The organism is Pseudomonas sp. SWRI92 (assembly GCF_014268685.1).
GTDB classification, from domain to species: Bacteria; Pseudomonadota; Gammaproteobacteria; order Pseudomonadales; family Pseudomonadaceae; genus Aquipseudomonas; species Aquipseudomonas marvdashtae.
Map to the genome: position 1 here is coordinate 213,557 of NZ_JABWQY010000006.1, position 15,931 is coordinate 229,487.

Consider the following 15,931-nt stretch of genomic DNA (forward strand, 5'->3'; position numbering starts at 1 on the left):
AAGGTTATGGACAGCAGCAACAATTGGCGTGAACGCCTCTACGTGATCATTTTCCAGACCGACACCGTGGCCGGCCGGCGCTTCGACAGCGCGCTGCTGCTGATCATCCTCGCCAGCCTGGTGATCGTGATGCTCGACAGCATCGACAGCGTGCACAAGAACTACGCCACGCTGCTGGCCGCCATCGAATGGGGCTTCACCTTCATCTTCATCGTGGAGTACGGCTTGCGCCTGTACTGCTCACCAAAGCCGCTGCGCTACGCGTTCAGTTTCTACGGGCTGGTGGATTTGCTGGCGATCGTGCCGGGCATCCTCGCGCTGTACTACAGCGACGCCCAATATCTGTTGATCGTGCGGATCATCCGCATGCTGCGGATTTTCCGGGTGCTCAAGCTCAGCCCGTACCTCAAGCAGGCCAACTACCTGTTGGCTGCGCTACGGGGCAGCAAGCAGAAAATCATCGTGTTCCTGGTCAGCGTATCGACCCTGGTTACGGTGTTCGGCACGCTGATGTATGTCATCGAAGGGCCCGAGCACGGCTTCACCAGCATTCCCAAGGGAATCTATTGGGCTATCGTGACATTGACCACGGTGGGCTTCGGCGACATCGTGCCGAAGACTCCGCTGGGCCAAGTGGTTTCCTCCTTGGTGATGATCACCGGTTACTCGATCATCGCCGTGCCCACGGGAATTTTCACCGCCGAGCTGGCCAACGCCATGCGCGGCGACCAGCTCAAGCACAACTGCCCGGTGTGCAGTAAAAACAACCATGAACATGGCGCCGCCTTCTGCTCCCGTTGTGGCAACGCGTTGTTCAAGAAATTGGAATAAGCAAAGCACTTTTAAATACTTGATGGCCTATATGCCAATCGCTAGTGTGCTGGCTTATCGCCCTACTCTTTCAAATAAAAAGGAATTCGCAGTGAAGAAATTCTTTGGCGCCACCCTTCTCGCCGCCGGCCTGACGTTCGGCAGCCTGGCTCACGCCGCCCCGACCCTGCTCAATGTTTCCTACGACGTGATGCGTGATTTCTACAAGGACTACAACGCTGCGTTCCAGAAACATTGGCAGGCCGAGCACAACGAGAACATCACCGTGCAGATGTCCTTCGGCGGTTCCAGCAAACAGGCGCGCTCGGTGATCGATGGATTGCCGGCGGATGTCATCACCATGAACATGGCCACCGACATCAATGCCCTGGCGGACAACGGCAAACTGGTCCCAGAGAACTGGGTCACCCGCCTGCCGGACAACAGCGCGCCGTTCACCTCGGCCACGGTGTTTATCGTGCGCAAGGGCAACCCGAAGGCACTGAAGGACTGGCCGGACCTGCTCAAGGACGGCGTGCAAGTGATCGTGCCCAACCCGAAAACCTCCGGCAATGGCCGCTACACCTATCTGTCGGCGTGGGGTTATGTGCTCAAGAATGGCGGCGACGAGACCAAGGCCAAGGACTTCGTCGGCAAGCTGTTCAAGCAAGCGCCCGTGCTGGACACCGGTGGACGCGCGGCCACGACGACCTTCATGACCAACCAGATCGGCGACGTGTTGGTGACCTTTGAAAACGAAGCGGAAATGATCGCCCGTGAATTTGGCCGCGACCAGTTCGAAGTGGTCTACCCAAGCGTGTCCGCCGAAGCCGAGCCACCGGTCAGTGTTGTGGATAAAGTCGTCGAGAAAAAAGGCTCCCGCGCCGCCGCCGAGGCTTACCTGAAATACTTGTGGTCGCCAGAAGGCCAGGAAATCGCTGCGGCCAATTACCTGCGCCCTCGGGACCCGGCGGTGTTGGCGAAATACACCGACCGCTTCCCGAAAGTCGACTTCCTCTCGGTGGAAAAAACCTTCGGCGACTGGCGCACCGTGCAGAAGACCCACTTCAATGACGGTGGGATTTTCGACCAGATTTATAACGGGCAGTGAGCTGAGCGCGGTCCTGTGTTGATCGTTCCCACGCTCCGCGTGGGAATGCCGCCCGGGACGCTCCGCGTCCTTTTGTGACGCAGAGCGTCATTGGATGCATTCCCACGCAGAGCGTGGGAACGATCAAGCAGCAATTACCATCAACCGCAGGCATGACTGCTATCAACCCCAAGCCCTGTTCCAGAGCCCCGCAAGTCTTTAGCCTCTCGCCATCCCTTTCAATCGATCGATGAGATTGCCATGAGTGCTCATTCACCCGCCTCGCCCGCCCCCCTGACACGGGGCATGGTCCTGTTGTTCGCCTTCTGCTGCGGCGCCATTGTTGCCAACATCTACTACGCCCAGCCCATCATCGAACTGATTGCGCCGGACGTCGGCCTGTCCAGCACCATGGCCAGCCTGATCGTCTCGCTCACCCAGATCGGTTATGCCCTGGGGCTGTTTTTCCTGGTGCCGCTGGGCGACCTGTTGGAAAACCGCCGCCTGATGATCCTCACCACCGTGGTCGCGATTGCCAGCCTGTTGGGCGCGGCGTTCACCGAGCAACCGAACGTATTCCTGCTGGTTTCGTTGCTGGTGGGGTTCAGTTCGGTCTCGGTCCAGGTGCTGATTCCGCTTGCCGCGCACTTGGCGCCGGAAGAATCGCGCGGTCGCGTCGTGGGCGGGATCATGGGCGGGCTGTTGCTCGGGATCCTGTTGGCACGGCCGGTGTCCAGCCTCGTGGCGGACCATTTCGGTTGGAGGGCGATGTTCATGATCGCCGCAGCGCTGATGGCCGCGATCAGTATCGTCCTGGCGGTCACCGTGCCCAAGCGCCAGCCCGACCACCGCGCGTCCTACGGGCAACTGCTGGGCTCGCTCGGCACGTTGCTGCGCCAGCAACCGCAGTTGCGTCAGCGCGCTTTCTACCAGGCTTGTATGTTCGCCACATTCAGCCTGTTCTGGACCGCCGTGCCCCTGGAGCTGTCGCGCAACCACGGCCTGTCCCAGACGGAGATCGCGCTGTTCGCCCTGGTGGGTGCCATCGGCGCCATCGCCGCGCCCATCGCTGGCCGCCTCGCCGATACCGGACACACGCGCATCGCCTCGCTGCTGGCCATGCTGTTCGCCGCCCTGAGTTTCCTGCCTGCATTCATTCACCCGCTGTACAGCGTCATCGGCCTGGCAGTGACCGGTGTGGTGCTGGACTTCTGCGTGCAGATGAACATGGTCTTGGGCCAACGCACTATTTATGCCCTGGATGCGAAAAGTCGCAGCCGGCTGAACGCGCTGTACATGACCAGCATTTTTGTCGGCGGCGCGTTCGGCTCGTCGATCGCCAGCGCGGTCTATGAACATGGCGGCTGGTTGTGGGTGGTGATCGTCGGCAGTGCCTTCCCGCTGCTGGCACTGCTGCGCTTCTTGAGTGCTTCGCAGAAATCCACGCTGGCACCGGCCTGAGAGCCTGCCGCGATAAAGTCAGGCCATAAAAAATGCCCGACAGGTCAGTACCTGTCGGGCATTTTTGCTGGAGCGGTCAGATCCGCACGTTGCCACGCGGCCCGGCAATCGCCCAGATAATCAGGCCCAACACCGGCAGCAGGAGGATCAGCAGCACCCACAGGACCTTCGCCCCGGTGCCCGCGCCGCTCTTGAGCACATTGATGATGGCCCAGATATCGAGCGCCAGGATGATCAGGCCAATCAGGCCGTTGAAAGTGGAACCCATGGTGTCGCTCCCAAATGGTGATATGCACACTTAGGATAGCGGCGCCAGGGCAAGGGTTCCGTATTATTGTTTCAGACGTGAACCGCGACCTTGAGCGCTTCCAGGGCGGGCGCAGCGGCGATGCCGACTTCGGCGCACAGCGCCAGCACGCGCGGCAGGTCATTGCCGTACACCAGTACCATTTGCAATTCATCGTCGAGCAACTGACTGAAGTTCATCAGCACGTAGCCGCCGTTTTCCTTGTTCAGGCTGCTCATCTGGATCTGGATGCGGTTGAGTGCGGTCAGCGCTTCGGTCTTGGCCAGTTGCTTGGGCTTGAGGTTGAAGGCGACACCGGGGCCGAACGAGGCGACGATCTGCTCGAACAACTCGACGTAGGCGTCAGCTTGGAACAACACCGTGTCCGGCAGGCTGCCCACCACCACCCATTCGCCCAACGGGATGGGGAAGGTGTCGTCGTAGTTGATGTCCGGATTGGCCGCCAGGAAAGCCACCGGATCAGCGTAGGCCTGGGCCGCTTCGTCGGCGATTTTCTCAATGTCCGCATCACCGAGGCAGCCGGAGCTGATTTTACTGATGAGTTCGGCGAGTGCGGCTTTCATTGGGCGAATCCTGTGGCTGAATTTTCAGGCGCGCAGGATAGCGCATCACATCGGCTGATGTCAGGGCACATCCTCTGGCGGAGGAGCTGGCTCTCAGCCCAACAGTTTCTCCAACTGCGCCGTGGTATCCACCGCGCCCATGGTCTTGGCCGCATCCAGTGCCGAGACGCCGTTGGCGTCCTTGGCCTTGGGATCGGCGCCTTTGCTGATCAGGTAATCGACGATTTCCACCCGGTTGAACATCGCCGCCATCATCAAGGCCGTGCGGCCATCAAATGAGCAACCTTCCACTTGCGCGCCGCCATCTACCAAGGCCGAGACCACCGCCAGGTCGCCCTTGAACGCCGCGCCGGCAATCGGACTCTGGCCGTTGTCATTGCGAATTTCCGGATCGGCCTGGTTTTCCAGCAACACTTTCACGGTTTCCACATGCCCGTGGTAAGCGGCGAGCATCAGCAAGGTGTCGCCCTTGTGGTTACGCAGGTTCGGCGGCAGGCCTTTGCTCAGCAGCGCAGCCATCATCGCGGCATCGCCCTGGCGCGCGACGTTGAACACCTGCTCGGCAAATTCCGCAGCCTCTTCCGGGGTCATCTGGCGGCTTGTATCGGACATGGGAAAACTCCAGTTGGCTCTTCGCAAAGCCGCTAGTTTCCCGAGGGACTCCGGCGTTGTCATCCCTTTTTTCTCTGCCACTGCCATAGCCAGAATCAATAGCGGTACTGCCCGCCCTGGATCTGCGTCGCCAGTTGCCGGTCTACTCGCACGTAGGTCGCGGTATCGGGCAGCCACGCGTAGATCGGTTCATCGCCCGCAAGGCAAGGGTCGAAGCCTTCGGCCTTGAGCCGGGTCTTCTGGTATTTGAAGGTGCCCGTGGTCTCCATCTTCACTTTGATGCGCAGGAACAGCGGCACCGCGTAGCCAGGCAACTTGCACCGGAGAAACTGCAACAGTTCACTGAAGTCCAGCGTCGCGAGGGATTCGGACGGCGTGATCGCGGCCATGCCGGCACGGCCATTGGTGCCGCTGACTGCTACGCCATAGGCCACCGCCTCGCAAATCTGCGAGTGTTGCAGCAGCACGTTCTCGACTTCCGTGGTCGAGACGTTCTCGCCCTTCCAGCGATAGGTGTCGCCGAGGCGATCGACGAACTGGCCGTGGCCGAACCCGATGTTGCGCAGCAAGTCGCCGGTGTTGAAATAACGATCGCCGGGAGCAAAGACGTCCCGGCAGACGGTCTTTTCGGTCTTCGCCGCATCGGTGTAGCCGTCCAGCGGCGCCTTGTCGTCGATGCGCGCCAAGAGCAAGCCCGGCTCGCCCTTGGGAACCTTCTGCATGCGTCCTTGCAGATTTCGCAAAGGCGCGCCGCTGTCATGGTCGTACTGCACCAGCTCCCAGCCCATCAGGGAAAACCCCACCGTGTTATCGAAATTCAGAATATTGGTGAAGCCGATATTGCCGTCGCTGGCCGCATACAACTCGCAGATGTGGCCGACGCCGAAGCGGGTCTTGAAGGCCGCCCAGGCACCTGGGCGCAGGCCATTGCCAATCATTTTGGTCACGGCGTGCTGCCGGTCCGTGCCGCTCTCGGGCTGGTCGACCAGATAGCGGCACAGCTCGCCGACATAACCCAAGGTGGTCGCCCGATAGCGGCGCACGTCGTTCCAGAACTGACTGGCGCTGAACTTGCGGCGGATCACAAATCCCGACGCACCACAAACCGCCGCGCCCCAGCACACACACAGACCCGTGGCGTGATACAGCGGCAGCGTGCAATAGACGATGTCCTCGGGCTGCATGTCCAGGGCGATCAGGCCGAAACTGGTGGCGGTGCGCATCCAACGGCCATGGCGGAAAACGCCGGCCTTGGGCAGTCCGGTAGTCCCTGAGGTGTAGAGGTAGAAGCACGGGTCGTTGAGGAAGACCTGCTGGCTGCTGGCCGGATTATCGCCCGGGTATTGCTCGCTGTTGCTTATCAGGTCAACGAATCCGCACGGAGCCGCGGCGCTTTCCTGATCTTCCACCCACCAGGTACGGGCATCCGACAGCGCGGTCCGACCGCGCACGTCGTTGAACACTGCGACTCGTTCGTCCCCGACCACCACGGCAACGGGCGCGACCAGCGCCAGGCTATGGACCAGGGCATCGCCAGTTTGCGACGTATTGATCATCGCGCTGACGGCGCCGACCTTTGCCACCGCCAGCACGGTTATCAACAGCTGGGGACGGTTTTCCAGGAAAACCGCCACGCAGTCGCCCTTGCCGATGCCTTGCGCCTGGAGGTAATGAGCGATGCGGTTGGCCTGCGCGTTGACCTGTGCATAACTCAACACCGTGTCGCCGTACAGCAACGCCGGGCCTTGGGGATTACGTTGCGTGGCCTGCTCGAAGCACCAGCCCAAGCCACAGGGCTGGCTGGGGTCCTGGACGTTGGCGAGCTTCATGCCTTTGACAATGCGGGGAACAGCCCTGGCGATGGCCGGCAGTTTGCGCAGCATCATGCCCCAGGTAATAGCGTCGCTGGGTGTACGACTCATGGGTGATCCTTCCCCGTCCGGCCTTATGGACCGCGGTTCTTGTTATAGGTTGTGCGAAATCTGGATTCGAAAGTACGCCAGCGATTCAGCGGCTGTACACGCGGTTTTTGCAATGTTTTGTATCCGCAGCCCGGGGCCAGGCGAAGCGTGAGCGTGCGGGCGTCGGTTTGGTTCCAAAAATCTGCTCCAACCACGCAAAATGCAGGATGCACGATGGCCGTTCATGCAAGATGCACGAAAGCAAAAAACCGATAAAAATATAACTTGTTGTTTTAGAAGGAATTTTCTACGCATCAAATGCTGGCACAGACACTGCAACTACCCCTCCACGGTTTGCCACACCATGGAGCAGTCAACTATGAACATGATTCAAGAGAAGTTTGCATCGCTGTTTTCCAACTACGAAGTCACTACCCAGCCTCGCCCGGATGGCGGCATCCTGCTGACCTTGCGCAACAGCGACGGCAAACTGTTCAAACGCACGATTTCCTACGCTCAGTTGCACGCTGGGGACCAGTTGTCCTGGGCAATCAGCGCCATTCGCCGTGACCTGGCTGAACAGGCCAGCGAGCTGCCGCCGGTCGCCATGCTGCAGAGCCAGCATCGCTTCGCGCTGCCGACTTATCACAGCGCCTGATAGCAACGTTCCTGTAACAATGTCCCTGATCGGGCCATGAAGCTTTGCGGCTCCATGGCCCGATTTCGTTTGAGCAGCAGTGCTGCGACTCAGAAACCAGCCGGATCGATCCTTGCAAAGCTTTCCACGGTTTCGTGGCCCACCAGCTCACCGCCTTCACGGGCCAGGCCACAGGTCGCCATGCCGGCACCGCGAGCCGCGTCCAGCTCCTCGACGATATCCGACAGGAACAGGATTTCCCCCGGCGCAACGCCCACCGCCACGCTGATCCGCTGGTAGGACTGCACGTCCCGCTTGGGCCCCGACGTGGTGTCGAAATAGCCGCTGAACAGTGGCGACAAGTCGCCCGCTTCGCAACAGCCGAAAATCAGTTTCTGCGCCTGGATCGAACCCGAGGAATAGACAAACAGGCGATAGCCTTGCTGGTGCCAGTCTTTGAGCGCCTGTACCGCGTCCGGATAAACATGACCTTTCAACTGTCCGGCCTGGTAGCCCTGTTCCCAGACCATGCCCTGCAACGCCTTGAGCGGCGTGGCCTTGCGGTCCTCGGCGATCCAGCCCAAGAGAATCGCGATGACCCGCTCGGTATCGGCGTGGCCTTCACCACTGTCGCGGCGCACAGCGTCCAACTGCTCGGCTACATCAACGCGCGCGGCGTTCTGCCGGACAAAATCGGGCAGGTGTTCAGCGGCGTAGGGAAACAGCACGTCGAATACAAAACTCACCGCGCTGGTGGTGCCTTCGATGTCAGTGAGGATGGCTTTGATCGTCATGAGTTCAGTCCTCCAGGCGTGGGAAACGGCTGGCGATGTCGTCGCCGGTAAACTTCGCGACCCAACCTTCGGGATTGTTGAACAGGCGAATGGCAACGAAATGCGGGTGTTCGCCCATGTCGAACCAATGCGGCGTACCGGCGGGCACCGAGATCAGGTCGTTCTTTTCGCACAGCACCGCGTAGACATAATCGTCGATGTGCAAGGTAAACAAGCCACGACCGGCGACGAAAAATCGCACCTCGTCCTCTCCATGGCGGTGTTCGTCGAGGAACTTGGCGCGCAGTTCGGCTTTTTGCGGGTGATCGCTGTTGAGGCTGATGACATCGACCGTGACGTAGCCGCGCTCGGTCATCAGCTTGTCGATCTGGGTCCGGTAGGCGGCGATCACTTCCTCTTGGCTGGCGCCAGGCTGGATCCTGGCCGCGGCTTCCCAACGGTCGAAGCGCACGCCCTTCTCGGCCAGGGTCGAGGCAATGTCTTCAAAGTGGGTCAGCACCTTGTTCGGAATCTCGGGACTCGATACGTGGTAGACGGACAGGCTGCTCATGGCAATGGCTCCAGCAAATTAACGGTTCAGGAGTGCGCGGGTCTTGAGTTCGCACTCGAACAGGAATTCGAACGCTTCGATCTGCCGCAGTGCATCGTTCATGCGCGGCCCCCAGGTGTACAGGCCGTGGCCACGAATCAGGTAGCCAACGCAATCGGGGTGCGCCTCCAGCCATGGCTGCACCTTGGCGGCCAGGCGCGCGATGTCCTGGTCGTTGTCGAAAATCGGCACGCGGACCTGGGATTCGTGCGTGGTGATCCCACTGAAGGCTTTTTGCAGTTCGTAGTCTTCAAAGTCAATGAAGGTTTCGCTCGTCAGGCGCGACAGTACCGTGGCGTTCACTGAATGGGTGTGCAGTACGGCGCCGATTTGCGGGCGCCAGCGATACAACTGAGTGTGCAGCAGGGTTTCGGCGGACGGTTTCTTGCCCGGTTCCAGGCTGTTGCCGTCGAGGTCGGTGGCGAGCACGTCGTCGATGCCCAACTGACCCTTGTGTTTTCCCGACACGGTGAGCAAGGCCTGGTCGGGCGATAGCCGCGCCGAATAGTTGCTGCTGGTGGCCGGGGACCAGCCGCGACCATACAAAAAACGCCCGGCGTCGATGATTTCCTGGGCGAGCTGTTCACGGGTAAGGCTCATGGCCTGTCCTCTTGCATGCGTGTGGCAATGATAACGGCTGCAGCCAAGGCTGCGAGGCTGGCGATGTTGAACGTCCATCCGGCGCCCAACGCATTCCAGCTGTAGCCGGAATACAACGCGCCCAGCGCCCCGCCGGTGCCAGCCAGCGCGGCGTACAGCGCCTGGCCCTGGCCTTGTTGGCGAGGGCCGAAGCTACGTTGCACGAAATGAATGGCGGCGGCGTGAAAGCTGCCGAATGTCGCCGCGTGCAACACCTGGGCAAACAACAGCACCCAGAGAAACTCCGCCAGCGACCCGAGCAGCAACCAGCGCAGCGCCGCCAGCAGGAAGCTGGCCATCAGCACCCGGCGCACGGAAAATCGTGCCAGGATCCGGCTCATCAGCAGGAACACCAGCACCTCGGCGACCACGCCAACGGCCCAGAGCACGCCGATCAATCCACGGCTGTAACCCAGGCGCTCCAGGTGCAAGGTCAGAAATGTGTAGTACGGCCCATGGCTCAGTTGCATCAAACCGACGCAGGCATAAAACGCCAGCACCCCCGGGTTGCGCAATTGCCGCAGGAAACCGTCCCCGGCCACTCGCGGCCCCTGCGCCGGCTGGGCGTTGGGCACCCAGAAACTGCTGAGCACAATGCCGGCCATGATCAGGGCCAGGGCAACGGGATAGACGTCCAGGCTCAGCCACTGGAACAACCGCCCCAGCACGACCACGGTGATGATGAAACCGATGGAGCCCCACAGGCGGACCTGGCTGTAGCGCGACGCCTGCCCGCTCAGGTGGGCCAGGGTGATGACCTCGAATTGCGGCAGCACCGCATGCCAGAAGAAGGCATGCAGCGCCATGACCATCGCCAGCCAGGCGTAGCTTTTATCAATGAAAATCAGCGAGAAGCTCAGCAGCGTACAGATCGCGCCGAAGCGCACGATCGCCAGGCGCCGGCCGGTGTAGTCCCCCAGCCAGCCCCAGAGATTCGGCGCCACGCAGCGCATCAGCATGGGAATCGCCACCAGCTCGCCGATACGCGCCGCGTTGAAACCCAGGTGATCGAAGTACAGCGCCAGGAACGGCGCGGTCGAACCGAGCAACGCAAAGTAAAACAGATAAAAACTGGAAAGCCGCCAGTACGGCAACGCCGCCATGGTCGTCAGGCCACGGCGGTCGGCAGGCCAGCCATCAAAGCTGACCCAACACCGGCGTGCCGACCCGAACGTCGGCGTTCTGGCCGCGATGACGCAGCAGATGATCCATCAACACAATCGCCATCATCGCTTCGGCGATCGGCGTCGCGCGGATGCCCACGCAAGGGTCGTGGCGGCCCTTGGTGATGACGTCAACCGGATTGCCGTGAACGTTGATGGAACGGCCGGGCGTGGTGATGCTGGACGTCGGCTTCAGGGCCAGGTGCGCGACAATTGGCTGGCCCGAGGAAATGCCGCCAAGGATGCCGCCGGCGTTGTTGCTGAGGAAACCTTGCGGGGTCAGTTCGTCGCGGTGCTCGGTACCACGCTGGGCGACACAGGCGAAACCGGCGCCGATCTCCACGCCCTTCACCGCGTTGATGCTCATCAGCGCGTGGGCCAGTTCGGCGTCGAGGCGGTCGAAGATCGGCTCGCCCAGGCCAGGCATCACGCCCTCGGCAACCACGGTGATCTTCGCGCCGACCGAATCCTGGTCCCGGCGCAGCTGGTCCATGTAGGCCTCCAGTTCCGGCACCTTGTCCGGGTCGGGACAGAAGAAAGCGTTCTGTTCCACCGAATCCCAGGTCTTGAACGGGATTTCGATCGGGCCCAATTGGCTCATGTAGCCTCGGATGACGATGCCCTGGCTGGCCAGGTACTTCTTGGCAATCGCCCCGGCCGCCACGCGCATGGCGGTTTCCCGCGCCGAGCTGCGGCCGCCGCCACGGTAGTCGCGCTCGCCGTATTTGTGATGATAGGTGTAGTCGGCATGGGCCGGGCGGAACAGGTCCTTGATGGCCGAGTAGTCCTTGGACTTCTGGTCGGTATTGCGGATCAGCAGGCCAATCGCGCAACCGGTGGTGCGCCCCTCGAACACCCCGGAAAGGATTTCGACTTCATCGGCTTCCTGGCGCTGGGTGGTGTGGCGGCTGGTGCCGGGCTTGCGGCGGTCCAGGTCACGCTGCAGGTCCTCCAGGGAAATTTCCAGGCCCGGCGGGCAGCCGTCGACAATGGCGACCAACGCCGGGCCATGGCTTTCGCCCGCGGTGGTGACGGTGAACAGCTTGCCGTAGGTATTGCCGGACATGCAGGGTGCTCCGTGAAATCGCTGAGAGACTCAACCTTGGATTCGTAGTGGGCGCCAGTATACGCAGGCTCCTCAAGTAGTTCATCCTCGAACCTTATCGGTGCCCGCCAGTCCAACCGGCACCTTCGCAACTAATGGCGTCATGATGTTAAGAGCGTTTGCCTTGAGTCTTACCCTGTTGACCGGCCTGCTTCCTGGCTTCGCCCAAGCCACCGTGCTGCAACGTCCCATCAGCCTCGACACCGGTAGCGGTGAGCTTTTCGGCTCGATGCTGCTGCCCAAGTCCGACACGCCGGTGCCGGTTGTCCTGATCATTTCAGGGTCAGGTCCTACGGATCGTGACGGAAACAACCCCGAGGGCGGGCGCAACGACAGCCTCAAGCGACTGGCCTGGGTGTTGGCCAGGCACAACATCGCCAGCGTGCGCTACGACAAGCGCGGCGTGGCGGCCAGCCTCGCGGCCACGCCCGACGAACGCAACCTGAGCGTCGAAGCCTATGTCGCCGATGCCGTGGCCTGGAGCCACAAACTGGCCGCTGATCCTCGGCTGGGCCCGTTGATTCTGCTCGGTCACAGCGAAGGCGCGCTGATCGCCAGCCTCGCCGCGCCCCAGGCCAACGCGGCGGCTGTCATCTCGGTGTCCGGCAGCGCTCGTCCGATTGACCAAGTGCTGCGCCAACAGCTCGGCAGCCGCCTGCCACCGGCGCTGATGTTGCGCAGCAACGAATTGCTCGACAGCCTCAAGGCCGGCCGCCCCGACACTGACGTGCCGCCCCAACTGCATGTCATCTTCCGCCCCAGCGTGCAGCCGTACCTCATTTCCTTGTTCCGCCAGGACCCGGCCCACGCCTTCGCCGCGCTGAAGATGCCGGCATTGATTATCCAGGGCAGCAACGATATCCAGGTCAGCGTCGACGACGCCAAGCGGTTGAAGGCCGCCAAGCCCGATGCGCAGTTGGCGTTGATCGAGGGCATGAACCATGTGATGCGCATCGTGCCCAACGACGTAAAACGGCAACTGGCTTCCTACAAGGATCCCAACCTGCCCCTGGCCGCCGAGCTCGGCGCGCACATCCTGGACTTTATTGGCGCGTTGGCCGCCCGTTGAGCGGGATTAGTGGCCTATAGCCCTCCAGTCTTGGCAAAAACGGCCGATAAACCGGTGTCGGACAGCGCATTGGCTGCCGAGGAGCCGGCCTGGACAGGATTTTGCCGTTATGACTGAGACTGAAACTTCACCCGACGCCGTCGCCGAAACGGCCGCCCCGCCTGCGGCAGACCTGCCTTGGGCGGACGTGCATGCCGAGCATCACAAAATGCTCCGGCTGGCCCCGCTCAAGACCGATCGCGCCACCGGCGTGCGACCGCTGCGGTTTGTCGAATTCAGCTATGCCGAGCGCCATAGCAAGGAGCGCAGCTTGCTGCGCATGAGCGTCCAGCTGCCGGGCCAGCGGGTGCGCAAGGAACAGAACCATCTGGATGTCTGGGCCGACCACGTCGAAAAACGCCTGTACTTCTCTCCCGACAGTTTGCAAGTCGAGCCGTTGAACCGAGGTATTGGTCGCTTCCTCGCCGCCCAAGGCATTACCTGGGCAAAGAAGCGCTGGTCGGGCTACCGGGTCGACGGTAGCGATCTGAATAACAAGGACGCGCTGAACGAAGACACGCGTCTGCGCCGCGACCACTTCCTCAAGGCCCACGGTTTTGAAGTGGTCTACGCCGACGCCCAACACCTCAAGGGCAGCGTCAAGCCGGCCCAGGTCGGCGATCTGCTGGGTGACTGGAACACCGAGAAGCTGCAATTCGTCGAGATCCTCGAAGCCGCGCAAATGCTGCAACAAGCCGAGCAGAACCTGGCGGAACAGGAAGTCAAACTCAAGAAGCAGGAAGAAAAGGTCAACAAGTTCAAACGCGAAGACACCGGTCTACGCTTCACCATCACCTGCCTGGTGGCGTTTGCGATGTTCCAGGCCGGACTGCTGATCTGGATTGCGACGCGGCATTGAGCACCGTTGAAGGGAGCCGCATCTGATCCTGTGGCGAGGGAGCTTGCTCCCTCGCCACAAAGGCAGTCCGCCGTAGCCAGAATCAAACCCGCGAGACAAACAACGCCTGGTGCTGACGGCACTGTTCGGCGCTGAGCATGAACACGCCATGGCCACCGCGCTCGAAATCCAGCCAGGCGAAGTCGACTTCCGGGTACAGCGCTTCGACGTGCACCTGGCTGTTGCCCACTTCGACAATCAGCAATCCTTTGTCGGTCAGATGATCGGCCGCCTCGGCCAGCATCCGGCGAACCAGGTTCAAGCCGTCGTCGCCGCAGGCCAGGCCCAGTTCAGGCTCATGCTGATACTCCTGGGGCATGTCGGCGAAATCCTCCGCATCGACATAGGGCGGGTTCGACACGATCAGATCGAAACGTTGCCCAGGCAATCCATCGAAGCCATCGCCCTGGACAGTAAACACTCGCTCATCGACACCGTGGCGCTCGATGTTCTGGTTGGCCACCTCCAGCGCTTCGAACGACAGGTCGGCCAGCACCACTTCGGCCTCGGGAAATTCATAAGCACACGCGATACCGATGCAGCCGGAACCGGTGCAGAGGTCGAGGATCCGTGCCGGCTCCTGTCCCAACCAGGGCTCGAAGCGTTTTTCAATCAGCTCGCCGATGGGTGAGCGTGGGATAAGCACGCGCTCGTCAACGATGAAAGACATACCGCAAAACCAGGCCTCACCCAGCAAGTAGGCAGTGGGGATGCGCTCGTCAATGCGTCGGCGCAGCAAGCGCTGGACGTGCACCAACTCTTCGTCTTCGAGGCGGCAATCCAGGTAGCTGTCGGCAATTTCCCAAGGCAGGTGCAGCGCGCCAAGGACCAACTGGCGAGCTTCATCCCAGGCGTTATCGGTGCCGTGGCCGAAAAACAGATCCTCCCCATGGAAACGGCTGACGGCCCAACGGATGTGGTCGCGCAGGGTACGAAGGCGGGAAGTGATCACGGCGGCAAACTCCAGGAAAATCGACGGGCGAGTCTAACAGCCAAACGCATGCCCACCCAAACACGCGCCAAGGACGAACGAAAAGTGCCGGCTTAGCTGTAAGAACCTTCCCTTTTTTGCACCTCCTATTGAACAAGATGCCGATCTTGACAAGGCTGTAGGCCAGCAACGGCGGCCCTTGCGATGGAAGCGATTCACAGAACCGCTCAGCCGGAGGACAATGTCGCAAAAGCCCCACCCGAAGGAGCCCCAGAATGTCCGTTCCAAAAACGATGTTTCAACTCAGCGGCCGTGGTTATGCGGCGGCCAACCTGAGTCAAGCGACCCTGATCATCATCGACGCCCAGAAAGAATACCTCGCCGGCCCCTTGGCCCTGAGCGGCATGGACGCGGCGGTCGCGAACATCAAGCAGTTGCTCGGCGCGGCCCGAGCCGCCGGTCGCCCGATCGTGCACGTGCGCCATCTCGGCACCCATGGCGGGCTGTTCGATCCGCAAGGCGAACGCGGCGAGTTCATTCCGGGCCTCGAACCCCAGGGCGACGAAACCGTGATCGAAAAATTGCTGCCCAGCGCATTCCACGGCACAGAGCTGAAGAAGCGCCTCGAAGACTTCGGCCCCCTGGACCTGATCGTCTGCGGCTTCATGAGCCATTCCAGCGTCAGCACCACCGTGCGCGCCGCCAAGAACCTGGGGTTCCGTTGCACCCTCGTCGAAGACGCCTGCACCACGCGCGACCTGCCGCACAAAGGCGGCGTGCTGAGCGCCGAACAGGTGCACCAGACCGAAATGGCAATCATGGCGGACAACTTCGCCACCTTGGCCCTGACCCGCGACTTCACCTGATGCCCTCGATGAGCGGCCCGTTCCGCCGCTCATCCGCAAAAGACTCTCATTTCCTTCAAATACCCTAGCCTCAGGAACAACCCGAACATCTTCCGGTCGAAGGGCCGATACCCATTGAGGAAGGTCGGAATGAAGATATCCGATGGTTTTGACGCACGTCGCTTGCGGCCCAAGGGCCCGAGCAACTGGCGATTTCGTTTCGGCGCGGCGATTGCCGCGCTGCTGGCAACGCTCGGTGTCCTGCTGGCGATGGCCGGTGCCGCCAGCCTGCTCGGCCGCCCACCCGCACTGGGTGAATTGAATGCCACCCCGCTCGGCTCGGCGATGATCCTGGCGATCGGCTTGCTGGTATTGCTGTTGGGCGTCTGGCTTTGGCGCCGTTGCCGCCGTCGCGCCCGCCAATCCCTGGAGCTGGCCATGTCTCCGCACCTGATGAAAAAGCACGACTGACCCGCCA

18 protein-coding genes are annotated in these 15,931 nt (G+C 61.4%); 8 read left to right on the forward strand and 10 right to left on the reverse strand.

Annotation, left to right across the window (positions count from 1 at the left end; genetic code table 11):
• Window positions 1-6: 6 nt before the first annotated feature.
• From HU762_RS12770 to HU762_RS12780, 3 genes are all read left to right on the forward strand, one after another.
• Entirely contained in the window at window positions 7-831 is an 825-nt protein-coding gene (locus HU762_RS12770; protein ID WP_186637278.1) for an ion transporter, read from the forward strand.
• A 91-nt stretch (window positions 832-922) separates the two neighbouring features.
• Entirely contained in the window at window positions 923-1,921 is a 999-nt protein-coding gene (locus HU762_RS12775) for a sulfate ABC transporter substrate-binding protein (RefSeq protein WP_186637280.1), read from the forward strand.
• Between the two features lie 240 nt (window positions 1,922-2,161).
• Window positions 2,162-3,361 carry an MFS transporter gene (locus tag HU762_RS12780; RefSeq protein WP_186637282.1) on the forward strand — a complete coding sequence of 400 codons (1,200 nt, stop codon included), beginning with the start codon at window positions 2,162-2,164 and terminating at the stop codon, window positions 3,359-3,361.
• 76 nt (window positions 3,362-3,437) lie between these two features.
• Here HU762_RS12780 and HU762_RS12785 read toward each other — a convergent pair whose 3' ends face one another.
• From HU762_RS12785 to HU762_RS12800, 4 genes are all read right to left on the reverse strand, one after another.
• A complete protein-coding gene (locus HU762_RS12785) occupies window positions 3,438-3,629 on the reverse strand; it encodes a PLDc N-terminal domain-containing protein (protein ID WP_047229615.1) in 192 nt (63 codons plus the stop codon).
• A 71-nt stretch (window positions 3,630-3,700) separates the two neighbouring features.
• On the reverse strand, window positions 3,701-4,231 hold the full coding sequence (locus tag HU762_RS12790) for a hypothetical protein (protein WP_186637283.1): 531 nt from the start codon (window positions 4,229-4,231) through the stop codon (window positions 3,701-3,703).
• A 93-nt stretch (window positions 4,232-4,324) separates the two neighbouring features.
• Window positions 4,325-4,843, reverse strand: a complete 519-nt coding sequence (locus tag HU762_RS12795) for an ankyrin repeat domain-containing protein (RefSeq protein WP_186637284.1) — start codon at window positions 4,841-4,843, stop codon at window positions 4,325-4,327.
• Window positions 4,844-4,938: 95 nt separating this feature from the next.
• Window positions 4,939-6,765, reverse strand: a complete 1,827-nt coding sequence (locus HU762_RS12800) for a long-chain-acyl-CoA synthetase (RefSeq protein ID WP_186637285.1) — start codon at window positions 6,763-6,765, stop codon at window positions 4,939-4,941.
• A 358-nt stretch (window positions 6,766-7,123) separates the two neighbouring features.
• On the opposite strand from HU762_RS12800, the gene HU762_RS12805 reads away from it, so the two are divergent.
• The gene (locus HU762_RS12805) at window positions 7,124-7,402 is read left to right on the forward strand and encodes a DUF3509 domain-containing protein (RefSeq protein WP_186637286.1); all 279 of its coding nucleotides are present in this window, start codon (window positions 7,124-7,126) and stop codon (window positions 7,400-7,402) included.
• Window positions 7,403-7,491: 89 nt separating this feature from the next.
• On the opposite strand, the gene mtnC is transcribed toward HU762_RS12805, so the two are convergent.
• From mtnC to aroC, 5 genes are read right to left on the reverse strand one after another with little or no spacing between them, the layout of a single operon-like run.
• Window positions 7,492-8,175 carry an acireductone synthase gene (gene mtnC / locus HU762_RS12810; RefSeq protein WP_186637291.1) on the reverse strand — a complete coding sequence of 228 codons (684 nt, stop codon included), beginning with the start codon at window positions 8,173-8,175 and terminating at the stop codon, window positions 7,492-7,494.
• A 4-nt stretch (window positions 8,176-8,179) separates the two neighbouring features.
• The gene (locus tag HU762_RS12815; RefSeq protein WP_186637293.1) at window positions 8,180-8,725 is read right to left on the reverse strand and encodes an acireductone dioxygenase; all 546 of its coding nucleotides are present in this window, start codon (window positions 8,723-8,725) and stop codon (window positions 8,180-8,182) included.
• A gap of 18 nt (window positions 8,726-8,743) precedes the next feature.
• Complete coding sequence (locus HU762_RS12820) at window positions 8,744-9,364, reverse strand: methylthioribulose 1-phosphate dehydratase (protein ID WP_186637294.1); 621 nt, start codon at window positions 9,362-9,364, stop codon at window positions 8,744-8,746.
• Entirely contained in the window at window positions 9,361-10,506 is a 1,146-nt protein-coding gene (locus HU762_RS12825) for an MFS transporter (RefSeq protein WP_186637295.1), read from the reverse strand. The genes HU762_RS12820 and HU762_RS12825 overlap by 4 nt, the downstream gene beginning before the upstream one ends.
• 34 nt (window positions 10,507-10,540) lie before the next feature.
• The gene (gene aroC, locus HU762_RS12830; RefSeq protein WP_186637299.1) at window positions 10,541-11,632 is read right to left on the reverse strand and encodes a chorismate synthase; all 1,092 of its coding nucleotides are present in this window, start codon (window positions 11,630-11,632) and stop codon (window positions 10,541-10,543) included.
• A 142-nt stretch (window positions 11,633-11,774) separates the two neighbouring features.
• Between aroC and HU762_RS12835 the strand changes: the two genes are divergently transcribed.
• On the forward strand, window positions 11,775-12,740 hold the full coding sequence (locus HU762_RS12835; protein ID WP_186637414.1) for an alpha/beta fold hydrolase: 966 nt from the start codon (window positions 11,775-11,777) through the stop codon (window positions 12,738-12,740).
• Between the two features lie 109 nt (window positions 12,741-12,849).
• Window positions 12,850-13,638, forward strand: a complete 789-nt coding sequence (locus tag HU762_RS12840) for a hypothetical protein (RefSeq protein WP_186637301.1) — start codon at window positions 12,850-12,852, stop codon at window positions 13,636-13,638.
• Between the two features lie 82 nt (window positions 13,639-13,720).
• Here HU762_RS12840 and prmB read toward each other — a convergent pair whose 3' ends face one another.
• Window positions 13,721-14,629: a 50S ribosomal protein L3 N(5)-glutamine methyltransferase gene (gene prmB / locus HU762_RS12845; protein ID WP_186637303.1), complete on the reverse strand. Its 909-nt coding sequence runs from the start codon at window positions 14,627-14,629 to the stop codon at window positions 13,721-13,723.
• A 254-nt stretch (window positions 14,630-14,883) separates the two neighbouring features.
• Between prmB and HU762_RS12850 the strand changes: the two genes are divergently transcribed.
• Window positions 14,884-15,474 (forward strand): cysteine hydrolase family protein, encoded by a 591-nt coding sequence (locus HU762_RS12850; RefSeq protein ID WP_186610365.1) that lies wholly within the window; start codon window positions 14,884-14,886, stop codon window positions 15,472-15,474.
• Between the two features lie 129 nt (window positions 15,475-15,603).
• Window positions 15,604-15,924 carry a hypothetical protein gene (locus HU762_RS12855; RefSeq protein ID WP_186610364.1) on the forward strand — a complete coding sequence of 107 codons (321 nt, stop codon included), beginning with the start codon at window positions 15,604-15,606 and terminating at the stop codon, window positions 15,922-15,924.
• The last annotated feature ends 7 nt before the right edge of the window (window positions 15,925-15,931 follow it).

Bases quoted from the DNA above. Each gene is read 5' to 3' on its own strand.
- HU762_RS12800 (WP_186637285.1), bottom strand. From the start codon at position 6,765: ATGAGTCGTACACCCAGCGACGCTATTACCTGGGGCATGATGCTGCGC.
- HU762_RS12815 (WP_186637293.1), bottom strand. From the start codon at position 8,725: ATGAGCAGCCTGTCCGTCTACCACGTATCGAGTCCCGAGATTCCGAAC.
- HU762_RS12855 (WP_186610364.1), top strand. From the start codon at position 15,604: ATGAAGATATCCGATGGTTTTGACGCACGTCGCTTGCGGCCCAAGGGC.
- aroC (WP_186637299.1), bottom strand. From the start codon at position 11,632: ATGTCCGGCAATACCTACGGCAAGCTGTTCACCGTCACCACCGCGGGC.
- mtnC (WP_186637291.1), bottom strand. From the start codon at position 8,175: ATGACGATCAAAGCCATCCTCACTGACATCGAAGGCACCACCAGCGCG.
- HU762_RS12805 (WP_186637286.1), top strand. From the start codon at position 7,124: ATGAACATGATTCAAGAGAAGTTTGCATCGCTGTTTTCCAACTACGAA.
- HU762_RS12790 (WP_186637283.1), bottom strand. From the start codon at position 4,231: ATGAAAGCCGCACTCGCCGAACTCATCAGTAAAATCAGCTCCGGCTGC.
- HU762_RS12785 (WP_047229615.1), bottom strand. From the start codon at position 3,629: ATGGGTTCCACTTTCAACGGCCTGATTGGCCTGATCATCCTGGCGCTC.
- HU762_RS12840 (WP_186637301.1), top strand. From the start codon at position 12,850: ATGACTGAGACTGAAACTTCACCCGACGCCGTCGCCGAAACGGCCGCC.
- HU762_RS12820 (WP_186637294.1), bottom strand. From the start codon at position 9,364: ATGAGCCTTACCCGTGAACAGCTCGCCCAGGAAATCATCGACGCCGGG.
- HU762_RS12795 (WP_186637284.1), bottom strand. From the start codon at position 4,843: ATGTCCGATACAAGCCGCCAGATGACCCCGGAAGAGGCTGCGGAATTT.
- HU762_RS12780 (WP_186637282.1), top strand. From the start codon at position 2,162: ATGAGTGCTCATTCACCCGCCTCGCCCGCCCCCCTGACACGGGGCATG.
- HU762_RS12850 (WP_186610365.1), top strand. From the start codon at position 14,884: ATGTCCGTTCCAAAAACGATGTTTCAACTCAGCGGCCGTGGTTATGCG.
- HU762_RS12825 (WP_186637295.1), bottom strand. From the start codon at position 10,506: ATGGCGGCGTTGCCGTACTGGCGGCTTTCCAGTTTTTATCTGTTTTAC.
- HU762_RS12835 (WP_186637414.1), top strand. From the start codon at position 11,775: ATGATGTTAAGAGCGTTTGCCTTGAGTCTTACCCTGTTGACCGGCCTG.
- HU762_RS12770 (WP_186637278.1), top strand. From the start codon at position 7: ATGGACAGCAGCAACAATTGGCGTGAACGCCTCTACGTGATCATTTTC.